At 54.2% G+C, this 23,823-nt stretch carries 24 protein-coding genes; 12 read left to right on the top strand and 12 right to left on the bottom strand.

Features of this window, described 5'->3' with window-relative positions; translation table 11 throughout:
- Position 1: 1 nt before the first annotated feature.
- From N1249_RS12765 to pth, 4 genes are all read right to left on the bottom strand, one after another.
- Positions 2-991, bottom strand: coding sequence for a dynamin family protein (locus tag N1249_RS12765; protein ID WP_259829790.1), 990 nt, complete (start codon positions 989-991; stop codon positions 2-4).
- 3 nt (positions 992-994) lie between these two features.
- On the bottom strand, positions 995-1,891 hold the full coding sequence (locus N1249_RS12760) for a YafY family protein (protein ID WP_259829789.1): 897 nt from the start codon (positions 1,889-1,891) through the stop codon (positions 995-997).
- Positions 1,892-2,349: 458 nt separating this feature from the next.
- Positions 2,350-3,444 (bottom strand): redox-regulated ATPase YchF, encoded by a 1,095-nt coding sequence (ychF, locus tag N1249_RS12755; RefSeq protein WP_014070581.1) that lies wholly within the window; start codon positions 3,442-3,444, stop codon positions 2,350-2,352.
- Positions 3,445-3,570: 126 nt separating this feature from the next.
- Positions 3,571-4,155 (bottom strand): aminoacyl-tRNA hydrolase, encoded by a 585-nt coding sequence (gene pth, locus N1249_RS12750; protein ID WP_166715694.1) that lies wholly within the window; start codon positions 4,153-4,155, stop codon positions 3,571-3,573.
- Positions 4,156-4,429: 274 nt separating this feature from the next.
- Between pth and ychH the strand changes: the two genes are divergently transcribed.
- Positions 4,430-4,705 (top strand): stress-induced protein YchH, encoded by a 276-nt coding sequence (gene ychH, locus N1249_RS12745; RefSeq protein WP_014070579.1) that lies wholly within the window; start codon positions 4,430-4,432, stop codon positions 4,703-4,705.
- A gap of 118 nt (positions 4,706-4,823) precedes the next feature.
- Positions 4,824-5,870, top strand: coding sequence for a MerR family transcriptional regulator (locus N1249_RS12740; protein WP_259829788.1), 1,047 nt, complete (start codon positions 4,824-4,826; stop codon positions 5,868-5,870).
- Here N1249_RS12740 and dauA read toward each other — a convergent pair.
- The 4 genes from dauA to lolB all read right to left on the bottom strand — a co-directional run bounded on the left by dauA (position 5,853) and on the right by lolB (position 10,221).
- Positions 5,853-7,547, bottom strand: coding sequence for a C4-dicarboxylic acid transporter DauA (dauA, locus tag N1249_RS12735; RefSeq protein WP_259829787.1), 1,695 nt, complete (start codon positions 7,545-7,547; stop codon positions 5,853-5,855). The two genes, N1249_RS12740 and dauA, sit on opposite strands and share 18 nt — an antisense overlap.
- 124 nt (positions 7,548-7,671) lie before the next feature.
- Entirely contained in the window at positions 7,672-8,619 is a 948-nt protein-coding gene (gene prs, locus N1249_RS12730) for a ribose-phosphate diphosphokinase (protein WP_003856663.1), read from the bottom strand.
- A gap of 124 nt (positions 8,620-8,743) precedes the next feature.
- Positions 8,744-9,613 carry a 4-(cytidine 5'-diphospho)-2-C-methyl-D-erythritol kinase gene (gene ispE / locus N1249_RS12725; RefSeq protein ID WP_259829785.1) on the bottom strand — a complete coding sequence of 290 codons (870 nt, stop codon included), beginning with the start codon at positions 9,611-9,613 and terminating at the stop codon, positions 8,744-8,746.
- On the bottom strand, positions 9,610-10,221 hold the full coding sequence (lolB, locus tag N1249_RS12720; protein ID WP_217186517.1) for a lipoprotein insertase outer membrane protein LolB: 612 nt from the start codon (positions 10,219-10,221) through the stop codon (positions 9,610-9,612). The genes ispE and lolB overlap by 4 nt, the downstream gene beginning before the upstream one ends.
- 234 nt (positions 10,222-10,455) lie before the next feature.
- Here lolB and hemA point away from each other — a divergent pair, with 234 nt between their 5' ends.
- From hemA to kdsA, 6 genes are read left to right on the top strand one after another with little or no spacing between them, the layout of a single operon-like run.
- Positions 10,456-11,712, top strand: a complete 1,257-nt coding sequence (hemA, locus tag N1249_RS12715; protein WP_259829766.1) for a glutamyl-tRNA reductase — start codon at positions 10,456-10,458, stop codon at positions 11,710-11,712.
- Positions 11,713-11,753: 41 nt separating this feature from the next.
- Positions 11,754-12,836: a peptide chain release factor 1 gene (gene prfA, locus N1249_RS12710; protein WP_259829764.1), complete on the top strand. Its 1,083-nt coding sequence runs from the start codon at positions 11,754-11,756 to the stop codon at positions 12,834-12,836.
- Complete coding sequence (prmC, locus tag N1249_RS12705; protein WP_259829762.1) at positions 12,836-13,666, top strand: peptide chain release factor N(5)-glutamine methyltransferase; 831 nt, start codon at positions 12,836-12,838, stop codon at positions 13,664-13,666. Before prfA ends, prmC begins: the two co-directional genes overlap by 1 nt.
- Entirely contained in the window at positions 13,663-14,055 is a 393-nt protein-coding gene (gene sirB2 / locus N1249_RS12700; RefSeq protein WP_259829754.1) for an invasion regulator SirB2, read from the top strand. The genes prmC and sirB2 overlap by 4 nt, the downstream gene beginning before the upstream one ends.
- Before the next feature lie 3 nt (positions 14,056-14,058).
- On the top strand, positions 14,059-14,868 hold the full coding sequence (sirB1, locus tag N1249_RS12695; RefSeq protein WP_259829743.1) for an invasion regulator SirB1: 810 nt from the start codon (positions 14,059-14,061) through the stop codon (positions 14,866-14,868).
- Positions 14,869-14,904: 36 nt separating this feature from the next.
- The gene (gene kdsA, locus N1249_RS12690; protein WP_166715679.1) at positions 14,905-15,759 is read left to right on the top strand and encodes a 3-deoxy-8-phosphooctulonate synthase; all 855 of its coding nucleotides are present in this window, start codon (positions 14,905-14,907) and stop codon (positions 15,757-15,759) included.
- A 114-nt stretch (positions 15,760-15,873) separates the two neighbouring features.
- On the opposite strand, the gene chaA is transcribed toward kdsA, so the two are convergent.
- Positions 15,874-16,974, bottom strand: coding sequence for a sodium-potassium/proton antiporter ChaA (gene chaA, locus N1249_RS12685; RefSeq protein WP_259829742.1), 1,101 nt, complete (start codon positions 16,972-16,974; stop codon positions 15,874-15,876).
- 270 nt (positions 16,975-17,244) lie between these two features.
- Between chaA and chaB the strand changes: the two genes are divergently transcribed.
- Positions 17,245-17,475, top strand: coding sequence for a putative cation transport regulator ChaB (gene chaB, locus N1249_RS12680; protein ID WP_259829741.1), 231 nt, complete (start codon positions 17,245-17,247; stop codon positions 17,473-17,475).
- Positions 17,476-17,652: 177 nt separating this feature from the next.
- Positions 17,653-18,348, top strand: coding sequence for a gamma-glutamylcyclotransferase (locus N1249_RS12675; protein WP_014070566.1), 696 nt, complete (start codon positions 17,653-17,655; stop codon positions 18,346-18,348).
- A 42-nt stretch (positions 18,349-18,390) separates the two neighbouring features.
- On the opposite strand, the gene N1249_RS12670 is transcribed toward N1249_RS12675, so the two are convergent.
- The 3 genes from N1249_RS12670 to N1249_RS12660 form a co-directional block, all read right to left on the bottom strand.
- A complete protein-coding gene (locus tag N1249_RS12670; protein WP_010432930.1) occupies positions 18,391-18,630 on the bottom strand; it encodes a DUF1883 domain-containing protein in 240 nt (79 codons plus the stop codon).
- Between the two features lie 213 nt (positions 18,631-18,843).
- On the bottom strand, positions 18,844-20,628 hold the full coding sequence (locus N1249_RS12665; protein WP_259829738.1) for a methyl-accepting chemotaxis protein: 1,785 nt from the start codon (positions 20,626-20,628) through the stop codon (positions 18,844-18,846).
- A gap of 106 nt (positions 20,629-20,734) precedes the next feature.
- A complete protein-coding gene (locus tag N1249_RS12660) occupies positions 20,735-21,088 on the bottom strand; it encodes a DsrE/DsrF/TusD sulfur relay family protein (protein ID WP_259829736.1) in 354 nt (117 codons plus the stop codon).
- Between the two features lie 73 nt (positions 21,089-21,161).
- On the opposite strand from N1249_RS12660, the gene nasR reads away from it, so the two are divergent.
- Positions 21,162-22,346 carry a nitrate regulatory protein NasR gene (gene nasR / locus N1249_RS12655; protein WP_259829734.1) on the top strand — a complete coding sequence of 395 codons (1,185 nt, stop codon included), beginning with the start codon at positions 21,162-21,164 and terminating at the stop codon, positions 22,344-22,346.
- A gap of 229 nt (positions 22,347-22,575) precedes the next feature.
- Positions 22,576-23,823 carry a CmpA/NrtA family ABC transporter substrate-binding protein gene (locus N1249_RS12650; protein WP_259829721.1) on the top strand — a complete coding sequence of 416 codons (1,248 nt, stop codon included), beginning with the start codon at positions 22,576-22,578 and terminating at the stop codon, positions 23,821-23,823.

Below are 23,823 nucleotides of genomic sequence, written 5' to 3'. Positions count from 1 at the left end.
TTCAAAGATAATGTGTCAGATAGAGTTCCAGCGTCCGTACGCCGCTGTAGGCGGTAAACTGGCGCAATTCGCTCCGGCAAAACGTATCGTTGCTGACGGTGGATACTGCGCTGTGTGTTAATTCCTGCCGCAATGTCTCGCGTAGCGGTGGTGGGATCAGGGCTGCATTGTTAAGGACGTGCTTATTCAGGCGAAAACGCGCCAGTTCGTTACGTAAATGATGGGTCTGCGAACGCGTTGTGCGCAGACGCGTGAGCATTTTTCTGGCTACCAGGGCACATTGCATCATTGCCGGAATGATAACCGGCGCGCTAAAGCCATTCTGTTCCAGGTAGCGGGCGGCGGACTGCACCGCGTGTTCAGTGGTTTCACCTTTATCTTCGTCAAGTTCGTCGACTTTATTTAGCACGAAGATAATTTGCTTCCCTGGCCTGGCATCCAGATGCTGTTTGATGTCGCCCAGCAGAAGGGCATCATCCCGAGTTGCTGGCTGGGTGGCGTTAAGAACATAGACGATAATGCCGTCGTCACAGGCTTCCAGCGCCTCTTTCAGCAGTTGCGCATGGCTACTGTCCTGGCTGTTATTTGCCCCTGGGGTGTCGTAAATAACCGGTAAAAAGCGGCTTTTGCTGAAGGCTTTCACGCAACCACTAAGTTCAATATGTTTCACCTGCGGGCTACCGTTCCAGGTATGCAGAAGCTGCTTATCCACGGCCTCCGCCATCTGATAGCGCTTTCCCTCCCAGGTAAAACAGATACCACGCATACTATTGTCATCCTGAATGGCATGCTGAATGCGGGTAATGGTCGCTGTCGCCGCTTCATTCGCCGACCATAGTAAATCCGTGCCGAGGAGGGCATTGATCAGCGATGTTTTCCCGGCGCTCATTGTTGCGGCAACAATAATATTCACTTTTGGGAAGTTGCGTACGAGATGTCGGGGCGGCTGTTTTTTATTCTTGCGCATAATGCGTGTTTTCAACGAGGACATATTTTATTCATCCAGCCAGGTTTTAATTTCCTGCGCCAGCTCGTTTTGTAAGCTCTGGGGCGCAATGATTTTCAGATGTGGGATCCAGTAGCGCACCACTGGCGTTATTTCCGTTTTGTGGGAGATCCGCGTAGAGATAATTAAACCGCCATCGGCCATTTTCTTTTCGATGACCTGCTCATTCAAAAGCTGGCGGCGTTCAAAATATTCGGCGACATCTGCCGAGACTTTCAGCACCACTTCGAATTTTTCCTCGCCTGCCCAGACACTTTGTTCCTTATTAATGTTCTGGCGTACATTCTCATCAGCACTGAAGTGCTCAAATGTACACTCCAGTGTGGCAATTTTACTGAGGGTGAAGTGCTTTGTTTTTTCCGCATGGCGGGCGGCGAGATACCAGATGCCGTTGTAATTAATCAGTTTATAAGGTTCAACGCTATAGTGGCGTAGCTCATCTTTACGACGGTAGCGAAACGACACAATACGCTGTTCGTCGATCGCACGTTGCAGACGCGGGAAATTAACGCTATGCATGTCGTCGTCGATATATTTATGACCGTGTACCAAAAAATTATGCTGACCGGAAGGACGGAAAATAGTGTTCAGCATGGATTTATCGAGTGCCGGAAACAGGCCTTTGATGCCAGCCAGTCCGGAATAGCGTTCAATACTGTTGCTGTCGAAACGCCCCAGCATTTCCGGTGACAGCGTATAGCCACCATTATTTGTATCGCGCTGGAGTTCAAGAAATAGCAGGCGTTCTTCAATATCACGCCGAATCGTGCGCGTGCAGACGTCATACTGTTCTGCCAGTTTTGCCAGATGCAACGTCTCGCCATTATTCAGGCGCGTCAGAATATCCGCGATGCGAAGCGCTAACTGTGTATTTCGTTTACTCATTGACTGTCTGTCCCTTTTTCCTGAACACCGGCATCTTGCCATGCCGAAATGACAGGGAGTGTCACACCTGACACTATCAATAAATGGCAGCGATATACTTTTTGCCCCAAAGTGATTAACGGCAAATTTCAAATAAACTTGATAAGTAACAGTGTGTTAAAAACATAGAAAGATGTTTTTATTTGGCCTTTATCTGAAATTCCTTTCATAACAGTCAGTTAAGAGATAGCAAAAAATGTTGACGCGAGCAGAAGGCAAAAATAGGTAGGTTAGCGAGAAAATCGTTGACAGGTTTTTAAGTGGTGACGCCATCACATCCATGTACTCATTTAGGACTGCGATGTTACGAGAGGAGTTGAGGCTCTGTGAAATGAAAAATCCACGCAATTGCGTGGATTTTATAGCTCTTTATGACTCTTGTGAGATTGAGCGAAACCTCATGAGACAACAAATTTTATTTAGACGTTGAACAGGAAGTTCATCACATCGCCATCTTTAACAATGTAGTCTTTACCTTCTGCACGCATCTTGCCGGCTTCTTTCGCACCTTGCTCACCTTTGTAGGTGATGAAGTCTTCAAACGCGATAGTCTGCGCACGGATGAAGCCTTTTTCGAAGTCGGTGTGGATTTTACCCGCAGCCTGAGGTGCTGTGGCACCCACTGGGATGGTCCATGCGCGTACTTCTTTCACGCCAGCGGTGAAGTAAGTTTGCAGGTTCAGCAGTTCGTAGCCTGCGCGGATCACGCGGTTCAGACCCGGTTCTTCCAGACCCAGCTCAGCCATGAATTCTTCACGGTCTGCGTCGTCCAGCTCAGCGATATCAGACTCAACGGCTGCACAAACAGCAACAACCACAGAACCTTCGCCAGCTGCGATTTCACGCACTTTATCCAGGTACGGGTTATTTTCGAAACCGTCTTCGTTGACGTTAGCGATGTACATGGTTGGCTTCAGCGTCAGGAAGCTCAGGTATTTGATGGCTGCCTTGTCTTCTTCTGTCAGGTTTTTCAGCGCACGCAACATGCCTGCGTTTTCCAGCTGTGGCAGACATTTTTCCAGTGCGGTCAGTTCGGCTTTAGCGTCTTTATCGCCACCTTTAGCTTTCTTCTGCACGCGGTGAATGGCGCGTTCGCAGGTGTCCAGGTCAGACAATGCCAGCTCGGTGTTGATAACGTCGATGTCGTCAGCCGGATCCACTTTATTGTTTACGTGGATGATGTTGTCGTTTTCAAAGCAACGAACAACGTGGCCGATGGCTTCGGTTTCACGGATGTTGGTCAGGAACTGGTTACCCAGGCCTTCACCTTTAGATGCGCCTTTTACCAGGCCCGCGATATCCACGAATTCCATCGTCGTTGGCAGAATACGCTGCGGTTTAACGATTTCAGCGAGCTGATCCAGACGTGGATCGGGCATCGGTACAACACCGGTGTTTGGCTCGATGGTACAGAACGGGAAGTTCGCTGCTTCGATGCCCGCTTTGGTGAGCGCGTTAAACAGGGTGGATTTGCCAACGTTAGGCAGACCAACGATACCGCATTTGAATCCCATTTCTAAATCACCTTAATATCTTGATAATCAATCCGTTAGCGTTAACCGACTGAAGAAAAGTAAATAACTCTGCCTATTATACACGTAACCCGCACGCTGCGCGGCAAAAAAGCCGTAATGTGCGGATTATTGCGCTTTGAAGGCGTGCAAGCGATTTGTGGCTTTGGTTAAACCGTCTTTGAGCCAGATTTCGGTACAACGCACCGCTTCGTCTACCGCTTCGTCAATCAGTTTCTGCTCAGAAACCGGGGGTTTACCCAGCACAAAACCGACAACTTTGTTTTTATCGCCCGGATGGCCAATTCCGACGCGCAAACGGTGGAAATTGGGGTTATTACCCAGTTTGCTGATAATGTCTTTCAGACCGTTGTGGCCGCCATGACCGCCGCCGAGTTTAAACTTTGCCACTCCCGGTGGCAGATCAAGCTCATCGTGGGCGACGAGGATTTCGTCAGGATTGATGCGATAGAACGTCGCCATTGCAGAAACCGCTTTACCACTCAGGTTCATAAAAGTGGTCGGGACAAGCAGACGCACATCCGCCCCGGCAAGGTTAATACGTGAGGTATACCCGTAAAACTTCGGTTCCTCACGCAGAGGGGCACGTAACCGTTCGGCCAGCAGATCAACATACCAGGCGCCCGCATTATGGCGAGTTGCTGCATACTCTGCGCCCGGGTTGGCAAGACCGACAATCAGTTTAATCGTCACGATGTAATTCCTAAAGGGTTCCGGATCTGGCGCGTAGTTTACTGTCTGGCGAGCCGGTTGACAAAATTCTGCGACAACAACGACGGAATACGAATAATTACTTATTTGAACAATTAGAATTTCAAGCTGTTCAGTTGCTTATTTGTAAATTTTTGTACCAACGGTAACCATTATTGTGATCGTTCACGCAACTCACAAAACGGGCGTTGTCTATACTTTACACACAAGGATTAGGGGCTTTTCCCCTTACAACCCAAAGTTCCGGAGGTGACATATGAAACGCAAAAACGCTTCGATGCTCGGTAACGTGCTCATGGGGTTGGGGCTGTTCGTGATGGTGGCCGGTGTGGGTTATTCTATTTTAAACCAGTTGCCACAGCTTGACCTTCCACAATACTTCGCACACGGTGCGGTGCTGAGTATCTTCCTCGGTGCGGTTTTGTGGCTGGCAGGTGCGCGTGTGAGCGGCCATGAACAGGTAAGTGACAGGTACTGGTGGGTGCGCCACTACGATAAACGCTGTCGCCGCGATCAGCATAAACACAGTTAGCGGTTAAACGGTTTTATAAGAACGGTTCCTTCTGGAGCCGTTTTTTTTGCTTTTTATCTTGACCCTCACGTAACGTAAGGCTCCAGAGTGGGGCAACTGGCGAAGAAAAGGAGCCGCTATGTTGATTCAGGTGGGGGAACTGGCAAAGCGTGCCGGGATCACCGTACGCACACTACATCACTACGAACAAACTGGGCTGTTGCTGCCTTCTGCCAGAAGCGAAGCAGGTTACCGGCTTTACAATCTGCGCGATGTTCAGCGTTTGCACATGATACAGGCGCTGGCAAAAGCGGGGCTGGAACTTGCTGAAATCAGGGACTTTCTGGAAAAGGAGTCGCTCTCACTGGCGGAACTGCTCGACGCACAAATCACGTTGCTGGAAAAACAGGCTCGCAGCATTACGACACTGCGTGACAGGCTGGTGGATTTGCGTACCGGGCTTAGCGCCGATGAGGACCCCGATCTTGAGTCCTGGCTACAGACTCTGGAGTTAATGAACATGTACGATCGCTGGTTTAGCAAAGAAGAGTTGCAGCAGTTGCCATTCGCGGTACAGAAAGAGGAACTGGGCGTTATCTGGGCAGGGCTGGTTGCAGAGGCAAAAGCGTTGCTGGAACAACACGCCGACGTATCAGACCCACGTGCCATGGATCTGGCCACCCGCTGGATGGTGCGCCTGGAGCAAGATACAGCCGGAAAACCGGAGTTTCTCACCCGTCTCAACGAGATGCACAGCGTTGAGCCGCAGATGCGCCAGCAAACGGGGATCACCGCTGACATGACGGACTACATTACCCGGGCATTTGCGGAAACCAGGCTCGTTATCTGGCAGAACTATCTGTCCTCCGACGAGATGGCATTCACCCGCGCACACTATTTCGACCGCATGATGGAGTGGCCACCGCTGGTAGCAAAACTGCACCAGGCACAGCGCGAGCGCCTGGAGCCCTCATCAGAAGAGGCGCAAAAACTGGCGGAGAACTGGCTGGAACTGTTCCAGTCTTACGCCGGAACCGATCCGGCGACACAGCAAAAGTTTCGCGTTGCGATGCAGCAAGAGCCGCATCTGATGAAGGGAACCTGGATGACGCCTGCTGTGCTCGAATGGCTACAGCAGGCGATAGGGATCATGATGCAAAGACGAATGTCAGTGCAGGGTCGGTGACAGGTCTGCTAACGCAGCGGAACGGTCAGGATAGAAGGCAAGGCGGCCAGGGATTGGCTGCACGCCAGCACGTGCCATCGTGCGCAGCGGCTGGAACTCAAGATTACTTACCCGCAATTCGCAGTCTTCCGGCAGGCGTTTCACAAAGCGCTGGAAGGCATCAAGACCGCCCGCATCCAGCACCGGCACCGCATCCCATTTCAGCACCACAATCCGTTTGCCTGCGATACGTGACTCCAGATCGCTAAACAGACCTTCTGCGGCGGCAAAGAAAAGCGGGCCAATCACGCGCAGCACCAGAACATCGTCCGGAACGTCGACGTTGACCGGGGCCAGGCGTGTCATCCGCGCAATACGGCGCATAAACAGCAGAGAGGCCAGCACAATACCTACGCTGATGGCGATGACCATATCGAACAATACGGTCAGCGACATACAGATGAGCATCACGATAATGTCGTCTTTCGGCGCGCGACGCAGCAGGTTCACCACTTTATGCGCCTCACTCATATTCCAGGCCACCATCAGCAGCAGGGCCGCCATTGCTGAGAGCGGCAGCCAGGAAAGCAGCGGGGCGAGGATCAGCAGAGCGAGGATCACCAGCACGGAGTGAATGACCGCCGATACAGGAGACGTCGCCCCCGCACGCACGTTAGCCGCAGAGCGGGCGATGGCCGCCGTGGCGGTAATACCGCCGAAGAATGGGGCAATGATATTACCTAAACCCTGGCCCACCAGTTCGCTGTTCGCTTTGTGTTTGGTGCCGGTCATGCCGTCCAGCACTACGGCGCACAGCAGAGACTCTATCGCCCCCAGCATCGCCATAGAAAAGGCGGCAGGAAGAAGAGCTCGCAGAGAATCCCAGCTTAAGGTGAAGCTGGAGCCGGGCATGTCCCACGGCAGCACCAGTTGCGGCAACAGTTGCGGGATCCCGCTTCCCTGAGATCCGTCAGACAGCGTGTAATGGAACTGAGAGCCAATTGTCGCCACATGGCCGCCGAGCATATTGACGATAGCCATTACTGCGCATCCTAACAGCAGTGCCGGTAAATGACCGGGCAGACGAATACCCAGGCGCGGCCAGACAATCAACGTACCCAGCGTGACAATCCCAATGGCGGCATCGCCCAGGTTCGCCGTCGGTAGCGCCATAATCAGCGCACCCAATTTTTGCAGGTAATGCTCAGGAACGTGAGTCATTTGCAGGCCGAGGAAGTCCTTGATCTGCATTGTCCCGATGGTGATACCGATCCCGGAAGTAAACCCCAGCGTCACAGAAAGGGGGATATATTCGATTAACCGGCCGAAGCGGGCCAGCCCGAACAAAATCAAAAAGACGCCGGACATCAGGGTCGCAACCAACAGGCCTGCCAGCCCAAACTGTTGAGATACCGGATAGAGAATGACCACAAACGCGGCCGTCGGGCCAGAGACACTAAAGCGCGAACCGCCGGTCAGCGCGATGACAATCCCGGCAACAGCCGAAGTGTACAGCCCGTACTGTGGTGCCACGCCGCTGCCAATAGCCAACGCCATTGCCAGGGGAATGGCGATAATGCCAACGGTTATCCCGGCAATAACGTCGCGCAAAAAGCGTGACGAGGTGTATTTCTCTTTCCAGCAAGCGTCGATGAGGGCGCGAAAGGGCAGAACATGTGAGGAGGCTACGTTTTTCACAATTATCTATCATCCGTGTGCGCATCATCTGTCATAAGAATGGCAGGTGAAGGAGGCATTAGTCATACAAATTAAAACCAGAGACAAAAAAACCCGCCGCAGCGGGTTTTTTGGCCGTGTTCGATTAGTGCTCGAACATTGCAGAGATGGATTCTTCGTTGCTGATACGACGAATCGCTTCGGCCAGCATCCCGGACAGGGTCAAAGTACGCACGTTTGGCAGCGCTTTGATTTCGTCACTCAATGGGATGGTATCGCACACCACAACTTCGTCGATAACGGAGTTACGGAGGTTGTTCACGGCATTACCGGAGAAGATCGGGTGAGTTGCGTAAGCGAATACGCGCTTAGCACCACGCTCTTTCAGCGCTTCTGCTGCTTTACACAGCGTGCCGCCGGTATCGATCATGTCGTCAACCAGCACGCAGTCACGGCCAGCAACGTCACCGATGATGTGCATCACCTGAGAAACGTTAGCGCGTGGACGACGTTTGTCGATGATCGCCATGTCGGTGTCGTTCAGCAGTTTCGCGATAGCGCGAGCACGTACCACACCGCCGATGTCCGGGGAAACCACAATCGGGTTATCCAGATTCAGTTGCAGCATGTCTTCCAGCAGGATTGGGCTGCCGAATACGTTATCAACCGGAACATCGAAGAAGCCCTGGATCTGCTCTGCGTGCAGGTCAACGGTCAGTACGCGGTCAACGCCTACGCTTGACAGGAAGTCAGCGACAACTTTGGCAGTGATTGGCACACGCGCGGAACGGACGCGACGGTCCTGGCGGGCATAACCAAAGTAAGGGATTACAGCAGTGATACGGCCTGCGGAAGCACGGCGCAGGGCATCGACCATAACAACCAATTCCATCAGGTTGTCGTTCGTTGGAGCACAGGTGGACTGGATGATGAAAATATCACCACCGCGTACATTTTCGTTAATTTGTACGCTGACTTCGCCGTCGCTAAAGCGGCCTACAGCGGCGTCGCCGAGGGAAGTGTACAGGCGGTTGGCAATACGTTGTGCTAGTTCCGGGGTGGCGTTACCAGCAAAAAGCTTCATATCAGGCACGAGAAGAACCTCAGGCATGCGTCCAGTGGTGGATAACCTTCGCCAAAAACTGTGCGGGCCAGGCGAACGCTATCCAGGCGTGTATTAAAGAGCGCGATGCAACGTCTGGAACAGGGTGACGTTGTCACCGAAACTCAGTCTGCGCCAGAATGGTCTGCTGTAGGGGGGAGATGTTCATCCCGCGTGCTACAAAACCATGCAGCCAAACCGGCGCTTGCTCAAGCACCTGACGAGCAGCGGACTCGGTGTCAAATTCAGCAAAGACACAAGCCCCTGTACCAGTCAGGCGCGACGGCGCGTATTCTAACAGCCAGGAAAGCACCGCATCAACCTCGCGAAAACGTTTTCTTGCGATATCCTCGCAATCGTTGCTGAATTCACAATTTAATAACGTTTCTATTGACCGCACCGGGGTATTTCTTTTCAGGTCAGGATCTTTAAAGATGACCGGTGTCGGAATACTGACTCCCGGGTGGGCAACCAGGTACCATTTTTCCGCGGGTTCTGCGGGCGAGAGGATTTCACCTACGCCTTCGGCAAACGCCGCGTGACCCCGCACAAACACCGGAACATCTGCGCCCAGCGTTAACCCTAAGGCGGCCAGTTCGTCTTGCGACAGCCCGCATCCCCAAAGATGATTGAGCGCGACCAGCACGGTAGCGGCATTGGATGAACCACCACCTAAACCACCGCCCATTGGCAGACGCTTCTCAATACTGATATCCGCACCGCTTCCGGCAGGCAAACGATCAGAGTTGGCGGCTGCCTTCATCAGCAGGCGCGCGGCACGCACAATCAGATTGTCTTCGTGTTCCACACCCTCTACTGCGGTGAGCAGGTGAATCTGGCCATCGCGGCGCAGTTCAATCGAGATCGTGTCGCCATAATCGATAAACTGAAACAACGTCTGCAACGTGTGATACCCGTCAGCACGCTGCCCGGTGATGTATAAAAACAGATTCAGCTTCGCGGGTGAGGGCCATTGGGTCATCATTTAACGATCCAGTTGTCCATTTTCAGCTTGATACGCTGGCTACCCTGGGTCAGCTCCATATTAGACGGCAGCGACGGTTTGGTGTTGCTGTCGTAGGCGCTGTAAACCACTTTCCAGGTTTTACCGTTCTGAGTGTAGTTGACCTGGCTCAGACGATACTGGTCGTCGAGGGTGTAGTCGGTCGCATCACCCGGCAGGCCGAGGATCCACTGACGCAGGCTGTTCAGCGGGATCGGCATCCCGGTCAGTTTGCCGATCATCTCTTCGGCATCGGTCGCGGTGTAGTGCTGGCCCTTGTTGTCAGTTATCTGCGCTTCACCAGGTTTGGCGATAAGCTCCAGCTCAGTGCTGCCCAGTGGGTTCAGCAACAGCAGGCGATAGTTATCCTGACCCGTTTGCTGCCAGAAGAAGCGCGCATACACCTTTTGTTCGTCAGACAGATAAGCAAAGGCGCCACGCGTCTGGTACTGGCTCAAATTGCGTACGTCCTGCTGGTGCTGACGCCATTGCGGGGAGTCCGGGCTTTTGCCTGGTCCTTTCGGTGGAGTAATCGAACACGCGGTCAGAACCAGCGCCGCCAGCGGCAAAAGGCGAATCAGTCGGGTCATGATAATGACAAATCCTTGAGATACGTTGCAGTTATAACTGTTAATGCTAGCGTCACAGGGTGCCACCGTCTACGTTCAAATTATCTCAAAGCGTTCTCTATGCCCTAAATAATGTGAGTTGCTTGACCGGGATAAGCTATTACTCCGAAAGGGTGCAGTCCCTTTTATTGATCTCGCGCATCCTGTATGATGCGACCTGCTAACCTTATTAACGCTGGTACTACTCCCGCTCATATGACCCTTTTAGCACTCGGTATTAACCACAAAACAGCCCCGGTTTCTCTGCGAGAACGCGTAACGTTTTCGCCGGATACGCTCGACCTGGCGCTGGACAGCCTGCTTGCACAGCCAATGGTGCAGGGCGGTGTGGTGTTGTCGACGTGCAACCGTACCGAGCTGTACTTAAGCGTTGAAGAGCAGGACAACCTGCACGAAGCGCTTATTCGCTGGTTATGCGACTACCACAATCTGAACGAAGAAGAGCTGCGTAAAAGCCTCTACTGGCATCAGGACAACGATGCCGTCAGCCATCTTATGCGCGTGGCCAGTGGCCTTGATTCACTCGTTCTGGGCGAACCGCAGATCCTGGGTCAGGTAAAAAAAGCCTTTGCTGATTCACAAAAAGGGCACCTTAAAGCCAGTGAACTGGAACGTATGTTCCAGAAATCCTTCTCTGTGGCGAAGCGAGTGCGAACCGAAACCGACATTGGTGCCAGTGCGGTTTCTGTTGCTTTCGCAGCTTGTACGCTTGCGCGTCAAATCTTTGAATCGCTCTCCACCGTTACGGTGCTGCTGGTCGGCGCGGGTGAAACCATCGAACTTGTGGCGCGTCATTTGCGCGAACATAAAGTGAAAAAGATGATTATCGCCAACCGTACCCGTGAGCGTGCGCAGGTGCTGGCAGACGAAGTGGGCGCAGAAGTGATTGCGCTCAGCGACATCGATGAACGCCTGAAAGAGGCGGATATCATTATCAGTTCCACCGCCAGCCCGCTGCCGATTATCGGTAAAGGGATGGTAGAACGTGCCTTAAAATCCCGTCGTAATCAGCCAATGCTACTGGTGGATATCGCGGTTCCGCGCGATGTTGAGCCAGAAGTCAGCAAACTGGCTAACGCCTATCTTTACAGCGTGGATGACCTGCAAAGCATCATTTCGCACAACCTGGCGCAGCGTAAAGCCGCGGCAGTTCAGGCGGAAACGATAGTCGAGCAGGAAACCAGTGAGTTTATGGCCTGGCTGCGCGCGCAAAGCGTCAGCGAGACTATCCGCGAGTATCGCGGGCAGGCAGAACAGGCACGTGACGATCTGACTGCCAAAGCGCTGGCTGCCCTTGAACAGGGTGGCGACGCACAAGCAATTATGCAGGATCTGGCCTGGAAACTGACCAATCGCCTGATCCATGCACCAACCAAATCTCTTCAGCAGGCAGCCCGAGACGGGGATGACGAACGCCTGACTATTCTGCGCAACAGCCTCGGGCTGGAATAGCGCCACATACCCATTTTCTATTACAAGGTGCACTTACGCCTATGAAGCCTTCTATCGTCGCCAAACTGGAAGCTCTGCACGAGCGCCATGAAGAAGTCCAGGCGCTGCTCGGCGATGCCGGGACCATCGCAGACCAGGACCGTTTTCGCGCGCTGTCGCGTGAGTACGCGCAGTTAAGTGATGTTTCTAAATGCTTTACCGACTGGCGACAGGTCCAGGAAGATATCGAAACCGCGCAGATGATGCTCGACGATCCCGAAATGCGCGAAATGGCGCAGGAAGAGTTACAGGAAGCAAAAGCGCGTTCAGAAGAGATGGAGCAACAGCTCCAGGTTCTGCTGCTGCCAAAAGATCCGGATGATGAACGCAATGCCTTCGTGGAAGTGCGCGCCGGGACCGGCGGTGATGAAGCTGCGCTGTTTGCAGGCGATCTGTTCCGCATGTACAGCCGTTACGCGGAAACGCGCCGCTGGCGTGTCGAAATCTTGAGCGCCAACGAAGGCGAGCATGGTGGTTTTAAAGAAGTGATCGCCAAAATTAGCGGTGACGGTGTGTACGGGCGTCTCAAATTTGAATCCGGCGGCCACCGCGTGCAGCGCGTTCCGGCTACCGAATCGCAGGGGCGTATCCACACCTCCGCCTGTACGGTTGCGGTGATGCCAGAGCTGCCGGAAGCAGAACTGCCGGACATCAACCCGGCCGATCTGCGTATCGACACCTTCCGTTCATCCGGTGCGGGTGGTCAGCACGTTAACACCACCGACTCCGCCATTCGTATCACCCACTTGCCAACCGGCATTGTGGTGGAGTGTCAGGACGAACGTTCCCAGCACAAAAACAAAGCCAAAGCGCTTTCCGTGCTCGGCGCGCGTATCCGTGCCGCTGAGGTGGCTAAACGCCAGCAGGCAGAAGCCTCGACCCGTCGTAACCTGCTGGGTAGCGGCGATCGCAGCGATCGTAACCGTACCTATAACTTCCCGCAGGGCCGCGTCACCGACCACCGTATCAACCTGACGCTGTACCGTCTGGACGAAACGATGGAAGGGAAACTCGATATGCTGATTGAGCCTATCGTGCAGGAATACCAGGCCGACCAGCTGGCGGCATTGTCCGAGCAGGAATAATGGATTTTCAGCACTGGTTACGTCATGCCGTCAGCGCGCTTTCAGAAAGTGAAAGCCCGAAGCGTGATGCCGAAATATTGCTTGAGTTTGTGACGGGGAAACCCCGCACTTACCTGCTGGCTTTCGGCGAGACGATGCTCACTGCTGAACAGGAAACAGAGCTCGCCGCGCTGCTTGCCCGCCGTAAAACCGGCGAGCCGGTGGCGCATCTGGTGGGTGAACGCGAGTTCTGGTCGTTACCGCTGTACGTCTCAGCGGCCACGCTCATCCCGCGGCCCGACACCGAATGCCTGGTGGAACAGGCGCTGGCGCGTTTACCGGCCACTCGCTGTAGCATTCTCGATCTGGGCACCGGCACCGGCGCGATTGCGCTGGCGCTTGCCAGCGAACGCCCGGACTGCGACGTGACGGCGGTGGATGTGATGCCCGATGCCGTGGCGCTGGCGCAGCGTAACCAGCAACGTCTCGGGCTCTGCAACGTGACGGTTCTGCAAAGCAGCTGGTTTAGCGCGCTGGCAAACCGCACGTTTGCCATGATCGTCAGTAATCCGCCCTATATCGACGAACACGATCCGCATCTGGCGCAGGGTGACGTGCGCTTTGAACCGCTGACGGCGCTGGTCGCCGCCAATGAAGGGCTGGCTGACCTCGATCATATTGTGTCGTCATCGCGCCAGCATTTACTGCCGGGCGGATGGCTGCTGGTCGAACACGGCTGGACACAAGGCGAAGCCGTTCGCGCGCTGTTTACTGCGGCAGGCTACACCGCGGTGGAAACCTGTCGCGACTATGGCGGAAATGACCGCCTGACGCTGGGACAGTGGTCATGAGCCTGTTTTCTGTTCTTATCACCGTCCACCTGGCGTCGGTTGCGCTGACCATCGGATTTTTCATTGTCCGTTACTGGTGGCGCTACAGCAATAATCCACTGATTGACGCGCGCTGGGTGCGTATTGCGCCGCACTGTATCGACACGGTGCTGTTCCTGTCCGGCGCAGGATTAATGTGGAAGACCGGTTATCTGCCATTTACTGATAAAGGCACATGGCTGACTGAGAAGCTGTTTGGCGTTATCATCTACATCGTTTTGGGTTTTATCGCGCTTGGGCGTCGTCGTCCGCGCAGCCAGCAGGTGGGGTTTATTGCCTTTCTGCTGGGTCTGGTGGTGCTGTACATCATCATTAAACTCGCCACCACAAGAATACCGTTACTGGGGTAAGTCATGAGGTCCTTAGCCGATTTCGAATTTAACAAAGTCCCGCTCTGCGATGGGATGGTCCTGATTTCGGAGATGATCCGCGACGATTTTTCGTCACGCTTTGTCTACGATGAGCTGGAAAGCCTGGTCAGCCTGGCGCGAGAAGAGATCAATCAGGCGCGTCCTCAGGACTGGCAGTTAGAGAAGCTGGTTGAGCTTTTCTATGGCGAATGGGGCTTTTGCGACACGCGTGGCGTGTACCGCCTTTCTGATGCGTTATGGCTGGATCAGGTTTTAAAAAATCGCCAGGGCAGCGCCGTTGCGCTGGGGGCTATTTTACTGTGGGTTGCCCACCGTCTGGATATTCCGCTGGTGCCGGTCATTTTCCCGACGCAGATGATCCTGCGTGCGGAGTGGCTGGACGGTGAGATGTGGTTAATTAACCCCTTCAACGGCGACACGCTGGACGAACACACGCTGGATGTCTGGCTTAAAGGCAACATTAGCCCGGTGGCTGAGCTCTTCAACGAAGATCTCGACGAAGCCGATAACTCAGAAGTTATCCGCAAGCTGCTGGATACGCTGAAAGCCGCGCTGATGGAAGAGCGGCAGATGGAGCTGGCGCTGCGTGCCAGTGAAGTGCTGCTGCAATTTAACCCGGAAGATCCGTACGAAATTCGCGACCGTGGTCTTATTTATGCCCAGCTCGACTGCGAGCACGTGGCGCTGAATGATTTGAGTTATTTCGTCGAGCAATGCCCGGAAGATCCGATTAGCGAAATGATTCGTGCGCAGATCAACTCGATCTCGCATAAACAAATTACACTGCATTAAATTTAATTCCGATTCACACCTGAATAAGGCGATCCTATGAAACAAAAAGTGGTTAGCATTGGTGATATCAAGGTAGCAAACGACCTGCCGTTCGTGCTGTTTGGCGGTATGAACGTGCTGGAATCCCGTGATCTCGCGATGCGCATCTGCGAGCACTACGTGACCGTGACCCAGAAGCTGGGCATCCCGTATGTGTTTAAAGCCTCTTTTGACAAAGCCAACCGCTCCTCTATCAACTCTTACCGTGGCCCGGGCCTGGAAGAGGGGATGAAGATTTTCCAGGAGCTGAAACAGACCTTTGGCGTGAAAGTGATCACCGACGTGCATGAAGCCGCTCAGGCACAGCCAGTGGCTGACGTGGTTGACGTGATCCAGCTTCCGGCCTTCCTGGCGCGCCAGACCGACCTGGTTGCCGCGATGGCGAAAACCGGTGCGGTGATCAACGTGAAGAAACCACAGTTCGTTAGCCCGGGCCAGATGGGTAACATCGTTGATAAGTTTATCGAAGGTGGTAACGACCAAATTATCCTGTGTGACCGTGGTGCAAACTTCGGTTACGACAACCTGGTAGTGGACATGCTGGGCTTCAGCGTAATGAAGAACGTGTCCAACCAGTCTCCGGTTATCTTCGACGTGACCCATGCCCTGCAATGCCGTGACCCGTTTGGTGCTGCGTCTGGCGGTCGTCGTGCGCAGGTTACCGAGCTGGCGCGTGCCGGTATGGCAACTGGCCTGGCTGGCCTGTTCATTGAAGCTCACCCGGATCCGGCTAACGCGAAATGCGACGGCCCATCCGCACTGCCGCTGGATAAGCTGGAGCCGTTCCTGAAACAGATCAAAGCAATTGACGATCTGGTGAAAAGCTTCGACGAGCTGGATACCAGCAACTAATAAAAAAACCCGCTTCGGCGGGTTTTTTTATGGGGCATATTGCCGGGTGGCGCTGCGCTGACCCGGCCGACAAAACCCGTAGGCCCTGCAAGCGAAGCGCCGCTGGGCAAAAAGCTACGCAAATATCGTCATCAGATACGCAATAAACAACGCCATATGCGCCGCACCGTTAAGCACGTTAGTGCGCCCAGTTGAGAACGAGATATGGCACAACACCAGCGACGCCACCATCACAATCATCTCTGGCGCGCCCAGCGCAAAGTGCAGTTCGTTACCCGTCATAAAGGCAATCAGCGTCACCACCGGTACGGTAAGTGAAATCGTCGCCAGCACCGAACCAAAGAACAGGTTCATTGCGCGCTGTACCTGATTGTTCAGCACCGCTTTCAGTGCACCAAGGCCCTCCGGCGAAAGGATCAGCAGCGCGACCAGGAAGCCGGTAAATGCCACCGGCGCGTTCAGTTCGGTCAGCAGCGTCTCCAGCGGGTTCGCGTTCATCTTGGTCACCGCGATAACCGCAATAAGATGTACGATCAGCCAGACGGTATGCCACGCGCTGCTGTGCGCAGACGGTTTACCGTGATGCGGGTCGTCGTCGTCGCTGTCGTCTTCGTGCTCATAGACAAACAGGCTCTGGTGCGTTTTGGTCTGAATCAGCAGGAACACGCCGTACATGGCCGCAGAAATCAGCGCAACCAGTAACGCCTGGCCGGTGGTGAAGTTCGCGCCCGGCAGCGCCATCGGGAACACCAGCACGATAATCGCCAGCGGGAAGAGGGCAATCAGGTACTGTTTAATCCCGAACAGGTTCATATATTGGGTAGCGAATTTACGCCCGCCCAGTAACAGAGAAAAACCGACCAGGCCACCCGTTACAATCATAATGATGGAATAGAGCGTGTCGCGCATCAGCGTTGGCGCGGCGTCACCGGTTGCCATCAGGGCAGAAATAAGGCTGACCTCAAGAATAACGACGGAAAGGCTTAATATTAAGGAACCGTACGGCTCGCCCAGACGGTGGGCTAAAACATCAGCGTGGCGAACAACGCTGAATGCGCTGGTTAAAATACCAATCAGCGCAAGAATATTGATACCAACGACCACTGGCAGTGACTGACTGCTTCCCCAGAAGAGCAGCACAGCCAGTGCCAGAACCGGGAAAATGAGCGACGTCTCCTTGTGGCGGGTCTTTACCGCCTCGTGTGCTGCTGTCATGTGCTTCTCCATCAATGCAGGTGCTTGTAATTATAGATAGAATTTTGAGGTCATTAAACTAACAGATCTCTGTTAAATACCCTTTAATTTTTACTTAATTTTACTGTTTTCCATTTCTTTAGATTGTGTTGATTGAAAATAAGTATCTTTTATAAATATTCATTAAATAACAGATAATTAATTAATGTGAAATAACAAAATTATTATCGCAATGGCGTGATTGAAAGGGATCGGCCACACTTAACTCTTTAGCAAAAAAAGAGGTTAGTGATGCCATATAAAGCGAAACACGAATTACCTGATAGCGTACAACACGTACTCCCCGCCCACGCGCAGGATATCTACAAAGAGGCCTTCAACAGCGCCTGGGAACAGTACAAAGATAAAGAGGATCGCCGGGATGATGCCAGCCGCGAAGAGACGGCGCACAAAGTCGCCTGGGCCGCCGTAAAACATGAATATGAGAAAGGAGACGATGATAAATGGCACAAAAAGAAATAGCGACCAAATAATACGCTGCCTTCATTTTGACTTTTCAGGCGGTTGAACTTTCGTTGTATTGCAACTGGCCCATGAATTGCTTATCGTTAATTCACTGCTGGCAAAATGACCAGCAAAGATAACCGGGAAGGTGAATTACAGATGTCGCAAGGAAGCATGCAGTGGCGGAGGTGTAAAGTGTTAACGCGTGATTTCTTAATGAAGGCAGATTGTAAGACGGCATTTGGTGCTATTGAGGAATCGCTTCTCTGGTCGGCTGAACAACGTGCGGCATCGCTTGCTGCCACGCTTGCGTGCCGCCCGGATGATGGCCCGGTATGGATTTTTGGCTACGGCTCCCTGATGTGGAATCCGGCGCTTGAATTTGTAGAATCAGCAACAGGGACGCTCCCTGGCTGGCATCGCGCATTTTGTTTGCGTTTGACCGCCGGGCGGGGCAGTGCATGTCAGCCTGGAAGAATGCTTGCACTGAAAGAGGGCGGGCGCACCACGGGTGTGGCATACCGGCTGCCGGATGCGACCCTGGAAGATGAGCTGACGCTGCTCTGGAAGCGTGAAATGATCACCGGCTGCTATATGCCGAGCTGGTGCAAGCTTGAACTCGACGACGGTCGTACCGTCAATGCGCTGGTGTTTATTATGGACCCGCGCCATCCCCTGTACGAAGCCGATACCCGTACGCAGGTTATTGCTCCGTTGATTGCCGCCGCCAGCGGGCCGCTTGGCACCAACGCCCAGTATCTATTTTCACTGGATCAAGAACTGACTCGCCTCGGCATGAAAGACGATTGTCTGAATGAACTGGTGATGAAGGTGAAAGCGCTGCTGGAAGGGAACCTGCTGAATAACCCGTTGCGTCCAGGTTTTGCCTGATAAAACGCCCGGCTGCCAGAGGGCAAACCGGGCGTTCATTTATTACGCGGCAACGTAGCTTACAGAATGCTCAAGAGACTGACTGTGGCTGTCAATCAGCACATCCCAGGTGCCGGTGTAGGGCACGGTCAGCCACGCTTTATCGTCCTGCACGGTCAGAATATCGGCTTGCGATTGCTTTTGCGCTTTAGAACTCATCAAATGAATGCGGCAGCGCTCAGAGCAACGCACCACAACAGTATCCCCGCCAAATAGCTTCAAACTTGTTTTTACCAGTGCCATTTTTAAACCCCGTAGTCTTAAACAACGCTCTCCTTGCAGCCAATCCTGAGCGTGATGTTGTTCACAATTCACTCATTGCATAACACCAAAGGGGAGGGTACGGGATGCTGATTTTGATCAAAAAATGGCATAACGTTTAAACAAAAATGACAAAACACCTGAAAACTTTTAGCCCGCACGCATTTAGCCAGGTAAATGCGCGCGGAAGGAACATTAAATGCGGAAATGACCGGCCGTTTCAGCAAGGTCGCCCGCCTGGCTTTGCAATGCGCTGGCCGCAGCGGCCGATTGCACCACCAGTTCGGCGTTTTGTTGCACCATACGATCGAGATGTGTTACCGCGTGGTTAATCTCATGAATACCTTTCATCTGCTCGCTGGTTGCGATAGAGATTTCACGCATAATCCCCGACACGTTACCGATGCTGGAGCGGATCTCATCCATGCTTTCACCCGCCAGGTGCACGTAGCGTGAGCCCGTTGCCACGCTGTCGGTGGTGGAATCAATCAGGGATTTGATCTCTTTCGCGGCCTGGGCGCTGCGGCTGGCAAGGTTACGCACCTCACCGGCCACCACGGCGAACCCGCGGCCCTGTTCCCCCGCACGGGCCGCTTCTACCGAGGCGTTCAGCGCCAGAATATTCGTCTGGAAGGCAATGCCGTCAATCACGCTGGTGATATCACCAATTTTTGCGGATGCCACTTCAATTGACTGCATGGTGCTGATGGCCTGAGACACTACATCACCGCCGCGCGAGGCGGCAGCAGAGGCTTTGCTGGCCTGATCGTTAGCTTCCGCAGCCGATTCGTTCGACTGGGTAACGGATGCGGTGATCTCCTCGACGGCGCTGGCGGTTTCGCGCAGGCTGGATGCCGCCTGTTCGGTACGCCCGGAAAGGTCGTGGTTGCCTGCGGCGATCTCCTGGGCCGCATTTTTCACCGAGGCGCTGGCATCACGCAGCTGCGCCATCACCACCGATAACTTATCGCTGAAGGCGTTAAACGCCTGCGCAATTTGCGCCACTTCATCGTCGCCACTGTCCGGCAGACGCTGTGACAGGTCGTTGGTGCCGTTAGCAATGTTGTGCATGGCATCGCGAATATCAGAGAGGCGCTTCAGCAGACGGGCAATCAGGAAGTGGACAATGGCACCGCTCAGCAGGGCAAGGATCACCAGCGACAGTGCAGAAGCCTTCAGTAAGGCTCGCATCCCGGAGGTGGCGTCGTTGTTGTCGAGCGCGACAATGAGCATCCAGTGCGTGCCGGCAACCGGCGTCGCCACAAAGGTCTTTTCTGTGCCATTAAAGGTGCCGTCGAGCGGGTTGCCGTTTTTCAGCGCCGCAAAATCCACGCCTTTGATGGTTTCAGCGAAGGGTTTCAGGGTCAGGGCAGGATCACTGGCGGCAATCACGGTGCCATCGCTGTCCACCAGCAGCCCGCTGCTTGATGGTGTCGGATGAATGCCGCGCACGTTAGACACCACGCTATCCATCGCTACATCGCCTGCAACAACGGCCTTCAGCGTTCCGTTGTCTTTCACCGGCACGGCAAAGGTCACCACCAGTTTCCCGGTGCCTGCGTCAACATAAGGCGCGGTCACCACCGGTGCATCGGTGCTGACGACCTGCTGATACCACGGACGCACGGTAGGATCGTAATCCGCAGGCACACCCGCAGGATCAGAGAATTTCGCCGTCTTGCTGGTATAACCCACATAGACGTTGGTAAACCCGCCCGCCTGCGCCAGCTGTTTGAAGACCGGCACCGGGTCATCGCTCAGGGCAACGGTTTGTGCGGAGGAGATAACGGTCATTTTGCTGTTTACCCAGTCAGCAATGGCCATGTTATGGCTGGCGCTGGTGCTGGTCAGAATATCGCGCTGTGACTGCTGGTTATCCTGGCGGGTAACCTGGAAGTTGATAACGGTGTTAAGAATGAGAGCGACGATCAGACAACCTGTCGTCGCGGCAATGATGCGTGCACGAATGGACCTGAACATAAGTGAAATACCTGCTGTGTTGTTTCCATGCCTATCGGCAACCTCGCAGGTAAACTTGATGCTGAAACCGCGTCCATAAGAAAATAATATTTTTACGAGTTTATTATTAAAACGTTAATACTTTATCCGCGGTCAGAGTCCATTGCGCCAGTTCAATCAGCGTTCCAATCTCCACTCCGTCGATCAGAGGCAGGGCAGTAATACCCCGCCCGTCGGTGCAGGTTTTGCACAGCTTCACCGGGATGTTTTGCGCCGTCAGGATCTCCAGCATCTGCTGAATGTTGTAGCCTTCGGCTGGTTTTTGTCCCTTCAGCCCGGCAGTCACCGCATCTGACATTAAAAAGAGACGTAACTGGAGTTCGCTGTCCTGATCGCGCAGGGCAATGGCCAGGCGCAGGCTGTTGAAAAGAGATTCACTTCCGTATGCCGCACCGTTCGCGACGATCACAATCTTCTGCATGTTGACTCCTGTTCTTTGAAAAGGCACGAATTTTGCTTGTTTCTGGATATAGAACCTATCCGGGAGAATAAGTATGACGTTAATGGCTGGCAGTTCGCCCGGCGCAACCGAATGGTTCCTGCGCGCAAAACAGATGCGCCAGTTACAGCTCAGCAAGCTCGCACAGCTGGGTGAGCTGGTGAACGGCATCAGTCGGCTGGTGCATATGCTACAGTGCGAGCGCGGTGCGTCAAACGTCTGGCTGTGTTCGCAGGGGCAACTTTACGCCCCGGAATGCAAGGCCAGCCGGGCGCTGGTGGACGAAAACCTCACCGCACTTCACCGGATGCTTAACCAGCAATCCCCGATGCCGGGCAGCGCCGTGTGCGAACGCATCGCCAGCGCGCTGCTAAGCCTGGAAGGACTTATCGCCCTGCGCGATGGCGTCAGCGGGCAACACATTGCGGCACCGATGGCAATGGAGCACTACAGCCGGATGCTGCGCCAGCTGCTCAGTATCGTACCGCAACTCAATGACAGTATTGATGATCCGCAAATCGCCGGGCGATTTGTCGCGCTCTATAGCCTGATGCAGGGTAAAGAGCTGGTGGGGCAGGAGCGGGCGTTAGGGGCGATTGGCTTCACGCAGGGCTTTTTTAGCGATGATACCCGCCAAAAGCTGGTTGACCGTATTGATGGCCAGCAGGCCTGTTTTGAGGTCTTTTTGTCACGCAGCGGCGATGATATCCGCCAGACATTTACTCTCAACTGCCAGCCGTGTCTGGAAACAGAACAGCTGCGTCGCGTGGCCTGCACCCGCCAGCCTGCGGCGGATAATGGTCAGACGGCCCTCAACTGGTTTGCCCTGCAAACGGCGCGCCTTGAGCATCTGCGCACGCTGGAGGAGATGGTCATCGCCGATCTGATGGTCGCCGTGGATGCGCGTATTCACAGTGACGATGATGTCACCCCCGCCGGGGACGAGCACGACGACCCCCTTGTACGTTACCCGGACAAACCCTTACTGCCCTTGGTACGCCAGCAGGCTCGGGAAATAGAGCTGTTGTCCCGCCAGCTGGCATCGCTTCGCGACACGCTGGAAGAGCGCAAAACCATTGATAAAGCCAAAAGCGTATTGATGACCCACCAGAATATGAACGAAGAACAGGCATGGTATGCCCTGCGTAAAATGGCGATGGACAAGAACCAGCGCATGGTGGATATCGCCCGTGCGTTGCTCACCGTGAAGACCTTATGGCAGATAACTCCAAAGGAGTAGTTGCACAATCAGTGGGCATTTTCTGCCTGATTGAGGTGCGTAAAGGGGGCGGGAACCCCGCCATGAGCAGCAAAACAAGGGCTTAAAAGCTGGCATTGAGTTTGCATTAACAGATTAACCATTTTTGACGATGCGCCAACGGCGGTGCAATCGTCTGCGGGATAAAGGCGTCCAGCGGTGCTTCGGCACTGTAGGGCGCTTTTTTTTGTCTTTTTTTCAGGAGTGGGTCATGGCGGATTTGTCGAGACGGCGGTTTTTGCAGGCCAGCATGTTGGCGAGTGGCGCAATGTTGTTACCGGGCGTTATGCAGGCCGCATGGGCAGCAGGTTCGGATAAACCAGAGCAGGACACGGTGCGCATTGGGTTTATCCCTCTGACCGACTGCGCCCCGGTGGTGATCGCGGCGCTGAAAGGGTTTGATAAAAAATACGGTATCACCATTGTGCCTACCAAAGAGGCGAGCTGGGCTGCGGTACGCGACAAGCTGGTAGCCGGTGAACTGGACGCCGCACATATCCTTTACGGCCTGCTGTACGGGCTGGAGCTGGGCATCGCCGGTAAGCCGCAGCAGATGGCAAACCTGATGACCCTCAACCAGAACGGCCAGGCGATCACGCTGTCAGCCGATCTGGCGGAGAAGGGCGTGCGCGATCTTGACGGGCTGAAAAAGCTGGTCGGGCAGCAGGTGCCTGGGACTTACACCTTTGCGCACACCTTCCCGACCGGGACGCACGCCATGTGGCTGTACTACTGGCTGGCCAGTGCGGGCATTAATCCGTTCGACGACGTGCGCACCGTGGTGGTGCCGCCACCGCAAATGGTGATGAACATGCGCATTGGCAACATGGTCGGCTTTTGTGTCGGGGAGCCGTGGAATGCGCGCGCCATTAACGACCGCATCGGTTTTACCGCTGCAACCTCGCAGTCCATCTGGCCGGAACATCCTGAAAAGATCCTCGGCACGCGTCGGGAGTGGGTAGAGAAAAACCCCAATACCGCCCGCGCGCTGGTGAGTGCCGTGCTGGAAGCGTCTCGCTGGATAGACGCCTCACCGGAAAACAAACGCGAAACCGCGCAGATCCTCTCGCGTCGGGCGTGGCTTAACACCAAAGAGCAGTACCTCACCGGGAGAATGCTCGGCGAATACGACAACGGAATTGGCAAGCGCTGGCAGGATGCCAACCCCATCCGCTTCTTCAACGACGGGGAGGTCAGCTATCCGTACCTGTCCGACGGAATGTGGTTCTTAACCCAGTTCCGCCGTTGGGGATTACTCAAAACCGCACCGGACTACGCGGCCATTGCCGCACGCATTAATCAGACCTCGGTCTGGCAGGACGCCGCCACCGCAGTGGGCGGGATCTCTGCACCACCATCACCTGTTCGTAGCAGCACCCTGATGGACGGTACCGTCTGGAACGGCACCGACCCGGAAGGTTACGCAAACCGCTTCGCCATTCATCGTAAAGGGGCCTGA

The organism is Enterobacter sp. CP102 (genome assembly GCF_025152625.1).
In the GTDB taxonomy this organism is placed as follows: domain Bacteria; phylum Pseudomonadota; class Gammaproteobacteria; order Enterobacterales; family Enterobacteriaceae; genus Enterobacter; species Enterobacter soli.
The sequence above is the reverse complement of the archived record's forward strand: the minus strand, read 5'-3'. Positions and strand labels throughout refer to the sequence as shown.